This is a genomic window from Flavobacterium sp. XN-5 (genome assembly GCF_008033395.2).
GTDB classification, from domain to species: domain Bacteria; phylum Bacteroidota; class Bacteroidia; order Flavobacteriales; family Flavobacteriaceae; genus Flavobacterium; species Flavobacterium hiemivividum.
In genome coordinates this window covers 1-18,076 of record NZ_VOGZ02000008.1, presented here as the reverse complement: position 1 = coordinate 18,076, position 18,076 = coordinate 1, and the positions used below count along the sequence as shown (strand labels likewise).

The following is an 18,076-nucleotide window of genomic DNA, read 5'->3' as shown; positions in this document are numbered from 1 at the left end:
TTTAATTATGAAACACAAGATAATTCTTTACTTAATCCTGATGGGGTCCTTTATTTCTTTATCGGCCCAAAACATAGGAATCAAAGGAGTAGTAACTTCCGCAGATGATGGGATGACTCTTCCAGGAGCATCAGTACTGGTATCAGGTACAAATATAGGTACATCTACAGATCTTGACGGTAGGTTTACAATTAATAATGTAGATAAAAATGCAACATTAATATTTAGCTATACAGGTTTTGCTACACAAACTATTAAGCTTAATGGACAAACTAATTTAGATGTTTCATTAAAATCAGAGTCTCTTAAATTAGATGATGTTGTTGTAACTGGTTACTCTAGAGAGAAAAAAGCCGATTTAACGGGAGCGGTAACTGTCGTGGATTTGAAGCCGATAGAAGGACAAAGTATGAGCTCTGGTAATGCTATGCAAGCACTCCAAGGGAGAGTTGCTGGTCTGGCAATTGAAAAATCAGGAGATCCAAGTGGTGCAAATAGCAAAATTTTGATTAGAGGAGTTAGTACCTTGGGAAATACCGATCCTTTGTATGTAATTGACGGGGTTCCTACCGTAAGACCAGAGGTGTTTGCGAGTTTAAGTCCTAGTGTAATCGAATCCGTTCAAGTTTTGAAAGATGCATCGGCTTCTTCTATTTACGGTTCTCGAGCAGCCAATGGAGTTATTATTGTAACCACTAAGAATAGAGCTAAAGGGGACGTTACTTCGGTTTCATTTAGTACTAACGTTTCAGTCCTTTCTGAAAAGAAACAACGCTATAAAATGCTTAATGCTCTAGACAGAGGTAAAGTATTATGGCAAGCATCTGTAAATGATGGTGCTGATCCAGCTGGTGGGTATGGCGAAATTTATAATTTTGATTGGAATAATAATTTTGCTAATCCAATCTTAAATAGCGTAAGCGTAAAACCATTTGTAGGAGGTGACATGAACGTGCCTGCAGGTGATACTGATTGGCAAGATACAGTATATCAAACAGGATTACTTGTAAATAACGATTTGTCTGTTTCTGGAGGATCTGAAAAAGCAAATGCAGTTTTAAATCTTGGATATCTGGATAATTCAGGGATGTTAAAATATACTGACTATGACAGATATTCTGCTAGACTTAATGCTAATTTTAAATTGTTTAATGACAAAGTAAGATTTGGAGTTAACTCTCAATTTACACAATCTGACGAAAGAAGCGCAGCTAATGATGTTGGTAGTGCGCCAACGCCAGGATTAGCAATAACTCTTGCTCCTACTATTCCAGTTTATACTAGTACTGGAGCGTATGGAGGTCCTATTGGATCTGGATATTCAGATAGAAATAATCCATTGTTGATGCAATATCTAAATAGATGGGATAATTCTAGAAAAATGTCCTTATATGGTAATGTTTTCACTGAAATTGACATCGTAAAAGGATTAGTTTTTAGAAACAGTATTGGTATAGATTTTAATGATTTTAAACGTAAAGACATTGAACCAACCGTAAACAATGGATTTATTACTAGAAATATAAATAGTTTAAACATAGACACTAATAAATACTCAAGTCTAACCATTTCAAACACTTTGAATTATAATTTAAAACTTTCAGATCATAAAATTGGAATTCTTGTTGGAACTGAATCAACTAAAACAGATTTCAATTCATTGTTTGCTCGTGCTGAAGGATTTGCAGTAGAATCAGAATCCTATTTTACACTTGCAGCAGCAACTGGTGCAAGAACTAATAACGGAATAACAACAGGAAGTCGTTTGCTTTCCCAATTCGGAAAATTTAATTATGCTTTTTCAGATCGTTATTTAGCTTCATTCACCATTCGTAGAGATGGATCTTCAAGATTTGGACAAGATAATAGATATGGTATTTTTCCAGCAGTAACAGCAGGATGGAGAATTAACAATGAAGAATTCCTTAAAAATGTTACGGCAGTTTCAAACTTGAAATTACGTGCCGGTTACGGAGAGGTGGGGAACCAATCTATTGGTGACAATGCTCGTTTTGGTTTGTTTGAAACGCGATATGGTCCTAATCAAAATGTATATTTCCCTGATTTTTTTAACGTTTATTATAATGTGGGTACAGCTTACGATTTGAATGGTGCTAATACTGGAAATTTACCTTCTGGTTTTGTATCTATACAAGGTGTAAATTCAGGATTAAAATGGGAAACAACTAAGGAATATAATGTTGGTTTAGATTTTGGTTTCTTTGCAAATAAATTATCAGGATCATTTGATTATTTCTCTAGAAAAACCGAAGGTATCTTGATTGTACCACCTGTAGCGTCCGCTGTTGGCGAAGGACAACAACGTTCTGTAAATGGTGCGAATACTGCAAACAGAGGATGGGAACTTAGCGTAGGTTATGGTGAAACCTTGGATAACGGCTTGACTTTTAATGTGACTACTAATTTTGGTGCAACAAAGAATAAAATAACTGAATTACCAGAAGAGGTAAGAGCTGCCTATCCTGGGACAGCGACTAATTCAATCGTAGGACATTCACAGTTTGAAGTTTTTGGATACAAAACTGACGGTTTGTTTCAAAGTCAAGCTGACATAGATTCACATGCTACACAAGTGGCTGCCAGATTAGGAGGAATTAAATATATTGACCTTGATGGTAATGGTGTGATAAATTCTGAAGATAGAACTTTCATTGGAAGCACATTGCCAAAACTAGAATATGGAATCAACATTAGTTTAGCTTATAAAGATTTTGATTTTTCTGTCTTTGGATCAGGAGTTACAGGCCGTATTGGACAAGATCCATATATCTTTTGGAATAATTTTGTTCAAGGTAGAGAAAATGCGGGACCTGGAACCTTGAATGCTTGGACACCTACGAATACAAACACAGATGTTCCTTCCCTTTCTTTGGCGAATAACGACAATCAAGCATCTGATTATTTTTTTAGAAACAACTCGTATTTCAAAGTTAGGAACATGCAACTTGGATATACACTTTCTGAGAAATTAGTAGAAAAAACAGGATTCATAACAAATTGTAGGGTCTATGCACAAGGAGAGAATTTATTTTGGTTTACACCAAAAGGATATATAGGACAGGATCCAGAGCGCACAGATGTAAATAGAATACCAGTTCCAACTACATTTTCATTAGGTCTAAACATTAATTTTTAAGCAATTATCATGAAGAAATATAATAAAATAGTTATTAGCTGCCTGTCAATCTTATTTTTGGCATCATGTAGCTCCGATTTTTTAGATTATGAACCAACAGGAGTCTTGACTTCAGAAAGTGTTGCAACAGCCGAAAATGCAGATGCTCTTGTTACTGCAGCTTATGCTGCAATAGGAAATGACGAAATGGTAGGGCCAATAACCAATCAATGGGTTTATGGAAGTGTGCGTTCTGATGATGCTTACAAAGGCGGTGGCGGTCGTGGTGATGTAGATGTAATTGATCGTTACGAACAATACAATACAACTATTGCTGATTATGGAGATTTTATGTTACCTAGAACTTGGACAAACCATTATAAGGCCATTTCAAGAGCTAATTTTGCTTTGTCTGTTATAAATGGATTGACCGAAGCTGAATATCCACAGAAGAAAACAAGGCAAGCAGAATTACGTTTTTTAAGAGCACATTCGCATTTTATGTTGAAATTACTATTTAATAAAGTTCCATATATATCAGAAGATTTATCTAAGGAGCAAATATTAAAGACATCAAATGATTTGACAAGTGATGAATTATGGAATAAAATAGCGGAGGATTTCGTTTTCGCCTTTAATAATTTAGAACAAGCACAAGAGCAAGTGGGTAGAGCTGATAAGAATGCAGCGGCGGCCTATTTAGCAAAACTAAGATTGTACCAAGCCTATCAGCAAAATGACAATCATCAAGTAACTAGCATAAATACCGCAAGATTACAGGAAGTGATTGATTATGCCGATGCGGTTACAGGTGGTTTAGAAACTGATTATGCAAAAAACTTCTTGGATGGAAATGATAATGGACAAGAATCTATATGGGCTGTTCAGTTTTCTATCAATGATGGTACAAATACAGGAAGAGTAAGTTTTGTAACTGGATTAAACTCTCCACATGGAACTTCTCTTTATGGATGTTGTGGTTTTCACTTAGCGAGTCAAAATATGGTGAATGCTTTTAAAACAGATGCAAACGGATTGCCATTATTAGAAACGTTTAATGATTCTGATATTTTTAAAACAATTGATGCGAATGGTAATGCTCCGCTAACGGCTGGAGTAACTCTTGATCCGCGAATTGATCATACAGTAGGTGTTCCTGGAAGACCATTTAAATACAAAAACACCTTGAAAAATGCGGGTGATATGGTTTACAAATTCAGTTGGGCTAGAGATCCAGGTGTTTATGGTTTTTTTGGGAATATGAAAGAACAACAATCGCCAGACTGCTCTTGTTATGTAAAAAACGGACCATTTATTGGAACGTCTAAAAATATTGATTTCATTAGATATGCAGATGTCTTATTATTTAAAGCCGAAGCTTTAATTCAATTGAACCGTCACAATGAAGCTTTACCTCTTATCAATCTTGTAAGAGCGAGAGCTGCAGCTAGTAAATCAATGCCATTAGCAGCAGGTGCATCAGATGTTTATAAAATTTCTCCATACTTGGCTTTTCCATCAAAAGATTATGCAATGAAAGCATTGATGTTTGAAAGAAGATTAGAGTTTGGTATGGAAGGCCCTCGATTTTTTGACCTTGTAAGATGGGGAATCGCTGAACCCGTATTGAATGCTTATCTTACTGAAGAAAAAACAAAAAGAGACTTTCTTGCAAATGCGAAGTTTACAGCGGGCCGAGATGAATATTACCCAATACCACAAAGAGAAATTAATTTTACGGCTGGATTATACAAACAAAATCCAGGTTATTAAGAATAAAACTGTTTGTTGGATGTTAACTTAATACAGTTAAAGGCAAGGATTATTCTTGCCTTTAACTTATATTTTTTTATTGAATAGGTCGTTATTATACTTATTCTTAATTTTAATAAATTTTACTATGAAGAAAAAGAACGCTTTAAGTGCAGTATGTTATGGGGAAGTACTATGGGATGTTTTTCCTACTCATAAAAAAATTGGAGGAGCTCCATTAAATGTCGCTTTGCGAATGAATTCTATGGGAGTTAAAACGAACATGATAAGTCGTGTTGGCGCGGATGAAAATGGAGATGAAATCGTCAGTTTCTTAAAAGAAAACAAAATTAATGTTGACGAAATTCAAATCGGTGAAAAATATAAAACGGGAGTTGTTAATGTAATGATTAATGAAAAAGGGAATGCCTCCTATGATATTGCATATCCATCTGCTTGGGACAAAATTGAAAAAACAGAAGGAATGGAAAAACTGATTACTGAAGCAGATGTTTTTGTTTTTGGTAGTTTAGCATCCAGAGATGAAGTCTCTCGTAAAACTTTATTTGCTCTTTTGGACAAGGCAAAATATAAAGTTTTGGATGCAAATTTAAGAGCTCCATACTATACAAAAGAAGTAATTAACTCATTAATGCTAAAAGCTGACTTTATAAAGTTGAATGATGAGGAATTGCGCGAAATAAGCAGAGAATTGGATTCACCCTATAATTCGTTTGAACAAAATATCAAATTCATTGCCGAGAAAACAAATACAAAACAACTTTGTGTAACTAAAGGGGAATTTGGAGCTGTTCTATATTATAATGGTAAATTTTATTACAATAGCGGTTATTTTGTAAAAGTGGTAGATACTGTGGGTGCTGGAGATTCTTTTTTGGCCTCACTCCTATTGCGCTTGCTTAGAGGTAAATCTCCACAAAAGGCATTGAATTATGCATGTGCGGTAGGAGCTTTAGTAGCTGGCCAAGAAGGAGCTAATCCTAAAATTTCTGGACAAGAAATTAAAAAGTTCATGATGCTTGATAAAAGCAAAATCGAAAAATAGGATTCTATTATTTTAAAATTCACAATCCATCTAGACGACACTTAACTATCTAATTTTCATTATATATATAACCAACTGAAATTCGAATTTTAATAACCCTGAGGTCACGGGTTCAAACCCCGTCTTCGATAGAAAACAAACCCGGAAACAACAACTGTTTAAGGGTTATTTATTGGAATAAAACTTCTTGATTTTCCATTTTCTTTTTCTTCAGTGAGAAAGATTTTAAATCATTATCAAAATTTAGAAATTAAATACACATATTTAGCCAACTCAAACAGGTTAAACCCATAAATTAATCCTTGTATTTTTTAAAATCATCTCGATTTTGAACATAAAAAAAGAGACGTAAATGATTTTTCAAATTTTATTTACGTCTTTTTATATTATTACGATACTATTTTAACCAAATATTTTAATGCCTAATGCGTCCTTTTCAATCGCAGTTAAATTTTAGTATCTATATAATATTCTTTCAAAACACCATCAGAAGCTTATGAGAATAATACTTTAGTATCAACTCCCATAACTTGATTTATTCATCACCGCAACGTTTGTCTAAGATTACTTAATCTTAAATCACTTTTAATATTAACTCCTTTACGGAAATGAGTAAACGCTTTACAGTGATCATTCATAAATGTTTTATATTTCACTTTTCGTTCTCGAAATAATAGGTAATCATCAGTTCCAATTTTTCTCATCATTTCCCCATTCCTTCTGAAAAATTGAAAAGTTATTCATTTATCGGGACGCATTTAAACACAGCTTCTTCTTTTCTAATGTTCTCTACCTTTAGATTATGAATTTTAAAAAATTTAAAACCTGATTAGGCTATCATTTATCACAGCTGATGTCAATTTCATTATTTACAGAGCGATTTAAGCCTTCATTTGGTTAAAATTATTTTAAAAATATTATCTAGTTAAGATCCAAATAATTATTCGTTAACTGTAACAGCTAAATAATCGATCTCTTTAGCTATAATTTCCATTTTTTTAAGATCGGTTAATTTACTAAACACAAGCTTTTCCATCTCAAAATCACGTAAAACCTGTTCGTCAACACGCTCACCTATCTTATTCACTAATACAGATGCATCGGTATAGCATGCCACATTTGTGTCAACAAACTGCAAATAAAACAAGGCCTTATTGTAGTCTTTTTGAGCTTCTGCATTATGAGCTTTTTGAAGGAACTTACGACAGTTTTCTTCTTTAGAATCTAAATAAATCTTAGTGATAATTCCTTCTGCTTCTTTAAAACAACTAACCCTTTCCGGAACATATCTTAGATAATCAAATGCTTTTGCATATTCTTGTCGATCAATATTCACTTTTACAGTTTTCAAAATAACACTACAATTACTTTCATAAAAAGACAAAATACTACTATTACTTTGATCAATGAATGTTTTAATTTTCGGATCATGTCTTATTGATTCTAATGCTTTAGAAATAGCATTTCTCGAATCATCTGCCGTTATTGTAAATACCTTTTTAAACTTATTAAAAACATAGTTATCATCCTTTCCTTGTGCGGTCAATCCTATTTCTAGTTTTACAACTTTTACGATCTGAACTTCTCCTGCAACCTTTTCGCTAATAATACTAATCCTTGGTACGATCACAAAAGGACTCTGATTTGAAAAAATGTTTTTAGATGAATAGGTCTCTTTTACAATTGCAATCAAGTTTTCATAATGTCTTTCGCTAGCTACTTGATTGCCTACTGGTTGAACAAATGAATAATTTGCTTTGTAACTATCCGTTTGACTAAATCCAGAAAACGGATAAAACAAACAAATCAATAGGCACATCAATGCTTTTTTATTTCCTTTAAATCTCATAAAAACTATTTAATAGTGACATACATCTTTTGTCCATGTATATTTCTAGTAGCTTGTATTCCTTTGCTCCTAAGATACTTAATTGCCTCTGATGCAAATCGGTTAATATTATACGGTTTATTTGTTTCTTGATCATAAAGTGGTATTCTGACTTCATCAAAAAGCATTTTATTTTCTAATATTCCGCTTAAATTTGCTCTACCTTTATAAGCATTCGTGGAAATCCAATCTTCAATAAGTTCATTCAGGTATTCCCCAGATGCTAATTCACTATCAAAATCGGTTCCTGTATTTTCATCTAAGTTAAACTCAACCACACAAGCACGACCAATCTCGCGTATTTCATCAGTCTTGACCATCAATGTATTTAGAAATTCTTCTTGGATTCCTTCAAATGATTTACTAATCAATTTTTCGTAATCAGTACTCATAAACTTACAACTACCTGTTTTATTAGAAAAACTTGCTCCAGTATGTGTTTCAAATGCCGTAAGATTCAATACCGTATTTGTTCCTGTTTCATCCGAAGTAATTTGTACATCAACTTGAACATAAAAATCAGCACCGGAAGACGTTAGCAAATCTGATTTAAAAGTGGACTGCCTATCAGATGTAAATGCGGCATTAGCTTGAGCTGCTCTAAGGTTGGCAACAAAATCAACAGTAGACCATCCTCTTTGATCAAATGCTTCTTTTACCATTGAAACTGCTGTTCTAATATGAGGGTTTTCATCTAAAACTGTACGTACATCTTCGTTTTGTTTAGTGTAGGGAACTACCATAATTTTTGCTGCAGCTCGAGTAGATTCAGCACTTTGAGTACCTGCAATTTGTGATGCTTGCCCAAAATTATTTTTACTGCATAGCAACAAAACGAAAACAAATAGAAACCGGTTATTAATATATTTTTTTAGAACTTGCATTAGAAACCTATTTTATTAATTATCTTATTGTCTTCTAACTCTTTGCGTAACATATTATAGTTAACCGTAAATACAGACATAGCGCTGATACAATTTTGCTTTTGGACACAATTATAATAAGTAACAGTGGAATTTGTAATAAAACGCTCATATCCTTTATTCCAAAACTGCTCAAAGTAAGCTTTATGTTTATCCTCAACAGATTGTCCCGCACGAATCATAGGATTTTTAAAATCTGTTCCCGTGAATCCTAAATAGAACAATTGCTGAAGTGCTTTTTTATGCGCTAATTTAAGAGCTACAATTTCTCCTTTTCCTTTCTTATTATCTACTTCATCTCCAGTTCCTCTTAGAGTTACAGATCCTTGGGTTGAGTGCTTAATGACCTCTGAATTAGAATACGGGTTATACATTTTTTTCGAACAACTAGCTAATGTTAATCCCAGTACCACTAAGGCTAAGTAAATTTTTTTCATATTTTTTAACTTTTATATATTAATGTTTATCTTGTTACTATTTTCAATTGATTATCGCTCTCACGAACTTTTTTATAATTTTTCTCTGTTGAAATAATTACCGCTTCTGAAAAGTTATCATCTTCAACTTTTACTACGCAAGCAATTGCAATTTTCTGGTTTCTCTGAAGCGTTTTTCCTCCCACTGTAGCTTCTGTAACTTGCATCACATCCAAAAGTTGACCTGGATAAATCCCTATTTTACTACCAGAGGATAGTACAAATCTATTTTTGTTTTTAGAATCCCAATTCAGTATTTCCACATTGATGGGAAAATTAGCATTTGAAAACCTTCTTACATTCTCTATTAACCGTTGTAAAGACTTTGTAAAAGCCTCTCCCTTATGTTTTTGCAACTCCTGCAGACCCTCTTCTTGTTGCTCAATTGCTTTAATTTCTTCCTTAGTAGCATAATTTTTACGAGAATCTACTACTATATTTTCTGGAGTAATAAACGCACTACTAATATTTTCTGTCGCCAAAATTTCACCTGTAGAAACGTCTAGTACTTTAATTTGCAACTGCAACATTGACTCCCATCCTTTTTTAACCTCCGAATGTCTTAAATCTAATATTGATGTTGCAATCAAATAGCTAGCTCCTTTACTTATACCCTCGGTGATACTTGCTTTGCTATCAATGAAAGATGCTGTTTTTTGCAATTTCTTTTCATTTTCCAACTCTACCAATTTCTCTCTATCGACTACAGCAAATTTCTTAGCAGCAACAAAAGAACTAACTACAGATTCTTGTACAAGCTTAGCATCTGTAGATAAAATTGTATTTTGATCATAGCTAATGGGAATAAATGCAATTCCAATTCGATCTTGGGCTTGAAGTACCCATCCAGAGAAAAGTAATGCTAATAGAATTTTTTTTTTGTTCATAATAATTGTGATTTTATAAAACTTATAAAAGTGATCGAGAATCTATTTTTATACTCACTTTTAGTTTTTTAACGATGACAAAAGTCTATAAATCAATTAAAGAATCATAAAACCAAAGGGGTAGTATAAGAGTAGTTTAATAAATAAATAATAAAACACGCTAACTACCCTATGGATAGTCCAGAACTTAAACAGCAGTAAAACAAATAATTACATGTGTATATATAAACAAACTAAGAAGTTGCAACTAAAAAAAAAATGTAGTACTTTTCTCTTTATTGTGTTTTACGGGAATAAAAAACTAAATTTGTTTAGTAAACTGATAAATCATTATTCAATAAGTCTGAATGTCTATGTTTTTCAGGAAAAAATTACACCTATTTGCGAATTATCACTTATTTAAAGTCAATCTTTTGTTACGAAAAATCATTCTTCTAAGCTTCTTTTTGTCAATTCAAAATAACAGAGCCAATGAAATTAATTACACAAAGCTAAATGCAGAAATTGCAGTATTAAACGATAAGAATAATTACGAAAAATCGATTTTTATTTTAGAAAACATTATCACTGATACAAAATCGTCTCCTTACGATTTGTACAATGCTTACTATCAAAAATATTTAATCTATAAAAGTTTATTTAACTATCCGCAAGCATTAAACAATTTAGATTTAGCGCTAAAGGCGGGCATTTTAAGCTCACAAAAAGAGAAAGTAAAGATTCAAGTCAACGTAGAACGATTAATAATTCATTTTGACTTACTGAAATTTGATAAGGTTACTGAAATTATACCTAGTATTTCAAAAGAATATTTGCATTACCTTGATGATACAACAGTTGCATTCTATTTATCCATTTTGGGCACAATGGAAATACGTAAGCAAAACTTTAGTAAAGCTGAAAGATATTTAAATGAAGCCGAAGAAATTTTATTAAAAAGTGCGCCAAAACATCTTCCACTTATTTACCGAAAAAAAATAGGGTTATACAGGCATCAAAAACAAAATGATAAAGTAATTGAAAACTTCAAGAAGGGATTGCATTATGCAGAAAAGCACAAAATGACTATTTATGTCATAGCTATGTATGATGATATCTCCCATTTCTATAACGAAATTGGTGATAATGAAAATGCCTTTCTTGCCCAAAAAAAAATATTGCGTTTATCAACAGAATACGATGCCCTTAATAAAAGTGGAAAATTAAATCTTATAGAAAAAGACTTACTCCAAAAGCGAAAAGATCTTGATCGCAAAAGTCATAACCTTATCCGTATGATTCTTGTTGTTGTACTAGTGGTTGTTTTATTATTTTTGTTTTATTATTTCAGATCTACCAAACATAAACGCACCCTTGCAGCCCTTGAAATTAATAATGTCCGTAATAATTTGAAACATGCTAGAGAAGAACTTAATAAAGTAGAACAAGCAAAAATAAACCTTGACAACTATAAATTAACCGAAAGACAAAGTCAAATTATTGCTTTGGTAAAAGAAGGTAAGACAAATAAAGAGATTGGTGTAGATTTGTTTATTTCGGAAAATACAGTAAAATACCATCTTAAAATTATCTACGAAACTTTGAATATCAAAAATCGTTCTGAGCTTTAGCTAACACTCATTCTCATCTGGTAAAAGTTAGTGAGACCCTAACTTTTTAAAGTCGGAATCCAATAATATCCCTCAGCTGATAAAAAATTTACAAAAATAAGGAATTGATATCTACTCATTTTAATATTTAATCATAATTAGTACGAATTTATGTTCTACTAGATTTAACTCAATTTCTTCAAATCATCTTCAAAACGGTTCGAAAATTGCTCCACTAAAACCACTTACAAACCATTAAACATTAATTAAGGATTTATCATAAACACCTACTCTTATTTATTCTATTAAAGCATAATCTGTTTTATTTTAGTTAAAAAAAAGAAAACTTAGCACTCCTAAAATATACATTTAAAAGGCGTGAGCAATTACAATAAAATATCATCCTTCAAACTAAAAAAATCAAAAGTAAAACTCCCAAATTACTTTATACTTAAAATCAAGTATTTACAGTGATAAATAAAAATAAGTATTTTCTTTCTTTATAGAATGAAATATGTATTTAATCGATTTTTTTAAGCATTTAATCGGCGTTATTTGACTGAAATTGTATTTTTACATTTTTAAAAGACCCCCAAAAATCTATGAATCAATTATCGTTTCAAGGTTGTCTTTAAAATATTACAAACACAATAGTTATAATATTAAATTCAAACTATGGAAAAACTTTACCTAAGAAAAACAGATAAACATTTTATACGCCTGATTATTTTTCTAATTTTATTAGTAAAGACAAATAGTATTACTGCTCAAACAGTTACCGCTCCACAGGTTAATTTTACGCAAAGAACTTCCAGTGCAACACCTTCAAAAGTAATTTATAATATTAAGGGAGATTTTACCATGTTAGGTAATACTAACTTAACACTAAATAACTACAGTTCAACAACTAACAACGAAGGGAATTTAATGAAATACGTTGATATTGATGGTGATGACACTACTTTAAATTCTTCTATGGCCACTCTTGAAGTTTCTAATTCAGGAGAAAATAGCGCGAGTCAAAATTGTTCGAAAGTACTTTTTGCAGGACTCTACTGGACAGGAAAATCAGATGACGCCAATGAGTCCTTTTCAGTAACAAAAAACTCGATAACAAAAAATTATAACAAAAAAGCAATTTCTTTAAAGGGACCAGGAGCTTCGAGCTATACTACCATAACGGCAAAACCTAAAGGAGTGAGTTCCGAAATCCGTTTTCCCGGAAGTGCGCAAAGTGGAATTTTTGTTGGTTACCAAGAAGTAACGGATTATGTAAAAACACACGGCCCTGGAGCATATACTGTTGCCGACATCGCTTTAACAGAAGGAACGAATAATAATCCAGGATTATCCGGTGGTTGGGTAATGATTGTTATTTATGAAAACCCAATAATGAAAAGTCGCGCCGTAACACTTTTCGACGGCTATGCTTATGTTAATGGACAAAATACTGTAAGTGGGACTCGAGTTGGTGAGTACGGAAACATTAGTGTTTCTGGATTCACAACTGTAGGAGCCGGTCCTGTAAATATGAAACTAGGGGTTATGGCGGCTGAGGGAGATGTACGTGCTACATCTGGAAGTGATTATTTGGCAGTGCAAAAACTTACTGCTGATACAAACAAAACATACAACTCAACTAATTATTTAACCTTATACCATTCCGGAAACACAATCAATAACTTCTTTAATTCTTCCATTTTCCCAGTACCGGCAGCAGGTAAAAGCGATCCTATTTCACAAAACAATACAGGAGTTGACTTTAGCATGTTTACAATTCCTAATTCTAATAATTCAGTTATAGGTAACAATCAAACGGCTACCACATTTAGATTTGGCTCCACTTATGAGGTATATACTATTTTTGGTTTCGCAATGTCTGTAGATGCTTATATACCAGAACCACAAGGAGTAATAGTCGTTAACACTATAGCAGGTATAACTCCTGCATCACCGTTAACTGCATCACCAGGAGACGAAATAGAATATAAAATTGACATAAAAAACAGGGGATCTGAGGCCACTAAAAATACTATCATTACGATTCCAATTCCAGCTTCAGCATGGTACACGGTGAGTAGTATTTTAACATCAAATATTCATAGCTCATTTACTCCCGCCAATGCACCTTATTATGATGACGGTACAAAATCAATTATTTGGAATGTAGGAGCGCTACCATTACTTGTAGACCCAAATACATTATTAGCTAGCTTAAGTTTTAAAGTTAAACTAACAACTGATTGTGCGACATTATTTAATTCTGGCTGTAACTCTAGCATTGCACTAAATGGAGCTATTACGGGGAATGGAGCCATCTCTAATTCTAGTTTTAGTACTGCAATTTCACAAGGAATTGACCCTAATTCAGCATGTGGTGGACTCATTGACAAACCTATTTTAGTAAACTTTAATAGCTCAAACAGCCCGTGCTTTACCGCCTTGGCAGGCCCCGACAAAACACCAGATGTTTGCGGATTAGAAGCTGTAACTCTTGGCGCCACAGAAGGTACCTCAGGTACATGGTCCATTGTAAGTGGCCCGTCTGGCGGCGTTTTTTCGAACGCATCAAGTCCAAATTCAGAATTTTCAAGCCCAAATACTGGCATATACACCCTCAGATGGACAATTCCAAATGGCGGCGGAAGCTGCGCTCCGATCATCGATGATGCTCAAGTTAGTATTGGCCTCTGTAATAAGTTAGATTTTGATGGAATTGATGACAACGTGAATTTCAATGATAATTTTAATTTAAGTAATGGGGCATTTAGTATTGAGGTTTGGATTAAACCAAACGCTGCAAATACGAATATTCAAGCTATTTTATCCAAAAGAAATTCAACTGTTTTGAGCGACGGTTACGATTTAAGACTGATGAATAATACGCTTTCTTTTAATTGGAACAATGGAAATTCAATAACATCTAACTTTCCTATTAGCGTAAATAGATGGTATCATGTCGCCGTTACCTATGACGGAACATCTTATAAACTTTATATTGACGGAGTAAGCGTGCAAGTTGCTGTTGCAGGTTCTAATCCAATTGCAAATAGTGATGCGAAATGTATTTTAGGAGCCATGATTCAAAGTAATAAATATCCTTATCTTCCAACTAATTTCTTTACTGGATGGATGCAAGAACTGCGTATTTGGAATGTAGCTTTAACCGAAGCACAAACTCGCCAGATGATGAACCAAAAAATCGAGAATAATAGTTCTAACGTTTTTGGCTCAATCGTACCCTTAATAATCCCTGGACTTAACTGGGGTAATTTACAAGGTTATTATCCAATGATACAATCAAGCGATATCATTAATGGAACTTTAATTGACAAAACAAATAACAATCGCAATGGTAAATTAATAGGTATTGTTACTGCACAACCTGAAACGGCTCCTCTACCATACACCTCTTCAACAAATAGTGCATGGGAAACAAATAGTACTTGGACCTATGGAAATGTATGGAATATACCTAACACATTAGGAGTTGACAACACTACATTTATTGATTGGAACATTATTAAAACTAATAACAATATTACTACAATTGGTAATAAAACAGTTCTAGGATTACTAGTTGAAAGCAATACACTCGGAGCAAATAATGACAATAAAATCGAAATTTCGCATTATTTAAAATTAGATGGTAAAATAGACTTAGTTGGCAGGTCACAATTAGTACAAACCGAAGGAAGTATTTTAGACACAGCAAGTTCTGGGTCTATTGAAAGAGATCAGCAAGGACAATCGAACAAGTTCAACTACAATTATTGGAGTTCTCCCGTTAGTCCTATAAATACGACTAATAATAATACTGATTATACAATTGCAGATGTGATGAAAGACGGAACTACCTCGACACCACAAAATTTAAAATGGATTGGCGGTTACGATGGATCCCCGACATCCCCTATTAGCCTAGCACGCTATTGGGTCTATAAATTTGATAACTATAGTAATGCATATGCGAATTGGACGCGAATTGGTGAAACCGGAACTGTAAGGGTAGGTCAAGGCTACACCCTAAAAGGAAGTGGAGCAACATCGAATACCCAAAACTATACCTTTGTGGGAAAACCAAACAATGGCTTGATCTCCACTAATTCAATTAGTCCAAATCAACTATTATTAGCTGGAAACCCCTATCCTTCAGCATTAGACTCAAATGCTTTTATACAAGACAACTTAAATACGATAGACTCCAATACCAGTGATGTTACTAATGGAACTTTATATTTCTGGGAACATTATAGCAGCAATAACACCCATGTTCTAAGGGACTATCAAGGAGGCTATGCAGTCCGTAATTTAACTGGAGGTATCGCGCCCTCCTCGGCAAATGTTGATTTTATAAGTAAAGCTGGCACACCCTCTGGAGGAATTCCTTCTAGATATATCCCTGTGGGTCAAGGCTTTTTTGTTGGTGGTCGTCCAAACTCCACAACTAGTACTCTAATTTTTAAAAACAGTCAGAGAACCTTCGTTAAAGAAAATGATTCATCGAACGTCTTGTATAAAATGAAAGAAACTAAAAAGGAAACATGGAAAAATAACAATAGCGACATAATTTTTGAAGATAATATCAAAAGAATTCGTTTGGGCTTTAACTCCCGTAACGATTACCACAAACAGCTCTTATTAGGCTTTATGAATGAAAAAGCGACTGATGGTATTGATTATGGATATGATGGAACCAGTTTTGATAATCTACCAAATGATATTTATTTTTTAACAAACGAATCGGAATTAATCATTCAAGGAGTGGGCTATTTTAATGCCAGTGCCTCCTATCCTATTGGCGTAAAAACTGATGCTTTGGGAACAGTAAAGTTTATGTTGGATGGAGTAGAAAATTTCGATCAAAATCAAAACATATTTATTTATGATTCGGAAAATGACAGCTATAATGACATTCGTAATAATACCTATGAAGTTACTCTTCCTGCAGGCCAAAATAAAACAAGATTCTCACTGCGATTTACCGATAAAAAATTAGCGATAAAAGAGGAAATCATAGATACAACTAACATTATTATCAATCATTCACGAAATTACAATAGACTGATAATCAATAACTATTCGCTAGATCTAACAGTACAGAAAGTCGTGTTATATAACAGCACTGGACAGATTATAAACACTTGGAAGACAGAAAATCAATCGCAACAAAACATCCAGCTACCTATCCAGAAAATAAATTCTGGCATCTATATCGCAAGAATTCAAACTTCCAAAGGAGATTTAAGTAAGAAAATAATTATTCCTTAAATTAAAAGAAACAAGTCAAAAAAAAGCAAAAACTGTCTGAAAAGACAGTTTTTTTTTGGTATTACACAGACTTATAGCATAGAAAATTCTTTCATGTATTTTTTAAACAGGTGATTCGTCGATAGATAAAATCCGTTCATCGAAAAACAAGTGTAAAAATCAAAAAATACATTTCAAACACCTAACTTTAAGTCAGATAAGCCAAATCTACATTTTAATTTAAGAAGAAAAATCTCATAAATTAAACAATAAAATAATTTAGCCCATTTTTTATTTTTTGTAAATATTTTACCTAAAGTAAAGATTATTGTTTTGTTTATAAAATTGACTCGGCACCCACCTTCTGCATTTTTCAGAAATAATAATTGTTTTGAATCTAAATCGTAGGTCTCATGAAAAAAAAATACTTCTTCATAATTTTATTGTTTCTGAGCACTCTTTTTAGTTTTGGACAAACGATATCAAGTTTTACTCCTAGCAGCGCTTGCTCTAATTCAGGGGCTTCCATAACTATAAATGGCAGCGGTTTTAAAGTACCGACAGAGGTTGATGGCGTATTATTTAACGGACTATCAGCTACATCTTTTACAGTAATAAGTGATACAGAGATTAATGTAACATTACCTAATGATGCAATAACAGGAGCAATTACAATTACCGCTGGTGCAGTAACTAACATAAGTGTAAATGACTTTGCGGTAAATCCATTGATACCTGTGAGTGTAAGTATATCTTCAAGTGATGGCGACAACATTATTTGCGCAGGTGAGTCTGTTATCTTTACAGCAACTCCAACAAACGGAGGTGTTAGTCCCTTATATCAATGGCAAGTAAATGGCTTAAACATTGGTACTCTAAGCTCAAGTAATACTTTTCTAACATCGCAACTTCAGAACGGATGGGTTGTTACAGTTGTTTTAACATCAAACATAACTCCATGCCCTATTGGAAATCCTGCAACTAGTAATAGTATTTCAACAACTGTTAACCCGATACCGGCAACACCAACTGCATCGAATAATGGCCCACTATGTGTTGGTTCAACTTTGAACCTTACAACACCTTTAGTTTCAGGAGCAACATACAGC

At 33.3% G+C, this 18,076-nt stretch carries 10 protein-coding genes; 6 read left to right on the top strand and 4 right to left on the bottom strand.

Annotated features, from left to right (window positions below; translation table 11 throughout):
* Positions 1–7 precede the first annotated feature (7 nt).
* From FQU23_RS12995 to FQU23_RS12985, 3 genes are all read left to right on the top strand, one after another.
* Complete coding sequence (locus tag FQU23_RS12995) at positions 8–3,157, top strand: SusC/RagA family TonB-linked outer membrane protein (protein ID WP_147674211.1); 3,150 nt, start codon at positions 8–10, stop codon at positions 3,155–3,157.
* A 9-nt stretch (positions 3,158–3,166) separates the two neighbouring features.
* A complete protein-coding gene (locus FQU23_RS12990; protein WP_147674210.1) occupies positions 3,167–4,909 on the top strand; it encodes a RagB/SusD family nutrient uptake outer membrane protein in 1,743 nt (580 codons plus the stop codon).
* A gap of 127 nt (positions 4,910–5,036) precedes the next feature.
* The gene (locus tag FQU23_RS12985) at positions 5,037–5,954 is read left to right on the top strand and encodes a carbohydrate kinase family protein (RefSeq protein WP_147674209.1); all 918 of its coding nucleotides are present in this window, start codon (positions 5,037–5,039) and stop codon (positions 5,952–5,954) included.
* A gap of 940 nt (positions 5,955–6,894) precedes the next feature.
* Here the strand turns inward: FQU23_RS12985 and FQU23_RS12980 are convergent.
* From FQU23_RS12980 to FQU23_RS12965, 4 genes are read right to left on the bottom strand one after another with little or no spacing between them, the layout of a single operon-like run.
* A complete protein-coding gene (locus FQU23_RS12980; protein WP_147674208.1) occupies positions 6,895–7,803 on the bottom strand; it encodes a hypothetical protein in 909 nt (302 codons plus the stop codon).
* A gap of 5 nt (positions 7,804–7,808) precedes the next feature.
* The gene (locus FQU23_RS12975) at positions 7,809–8,726 is read right to left on the bottom strand and encodes a DUF6175 family protein (protein ID WP_147674207.1); all 918 of its coding nucleotides are present in this window, start codon (positions 8,724–8,726) and stop codon (positions 7,809–7,811) included.
* Positions 8,726–9,202 (bottom strand): hypothetical protein, encoded by a 477-nt coding sequence (locus tag FQU23_RS12970; protein ID WP_147674206.1) that lies wholly within the window; start codon positions 9,200–9,202, stop codon positions 8,726–8,728. The genes FQU23_RS12975 and FQU23_RS12970 overlap by 1 nt, the downstream gene beginning before the upstream one ends.
* Before the next feature lie 26 nt (positions 9,203–9,228).
* A complete protein-coding gene (locus FQU23_RS12965; RefSeq protein WP_147674205.1) occupies positions 9,229–10,128 on the bottom strand; it encodes a CsgG/HfaB family protein in 900 nt (299 codons plus the stop codon).
* 413 nt (positions 10,129–10,541) lie between these two features.
* On the opposite strand from FQU23_RS12965, the gene FQU23_RS12960 reads away from it, so the two are divergent.
* The 3 genes from FQU23_RS12960 to FQU23_RS12950 form a co-directional block, all read left to right on the top strand.
* Positions 10,542–11,738: a helix-turn-helix domain-containing protein gene (locus tag FQU23_RS12960; protein ID WP_165425771.1), complete on the top strand. Its 1,197-nt coding sequence runs from the start codon at positions 10,542–10,544 to the stop codon at positions 11,736–11,738.
* A gap of 654 nt (positions 11,739–12,392) precedes the next feature.
* Positions 12,393–16,988, top strand: a complete 4,596-nt coding sequence (locus FQU23_RS12955; RefSeq protein WP_147674203.1) for a LamG-like jellyroll fold domain-containing protein — start codon at positions 12,393–12,395, stop codon at positions 16,986–16,988.
* A gap of 392 nt (positions 16,989–17,380) precedes the next feature.
* Positions 17,381–18,076 (top strand): IPT/TIG domain-containing protein (locus FQU23_RS12950; protein ID WP_147674202.1); only part of this gene is annotated, 696 nt, incomplete at its 3' end.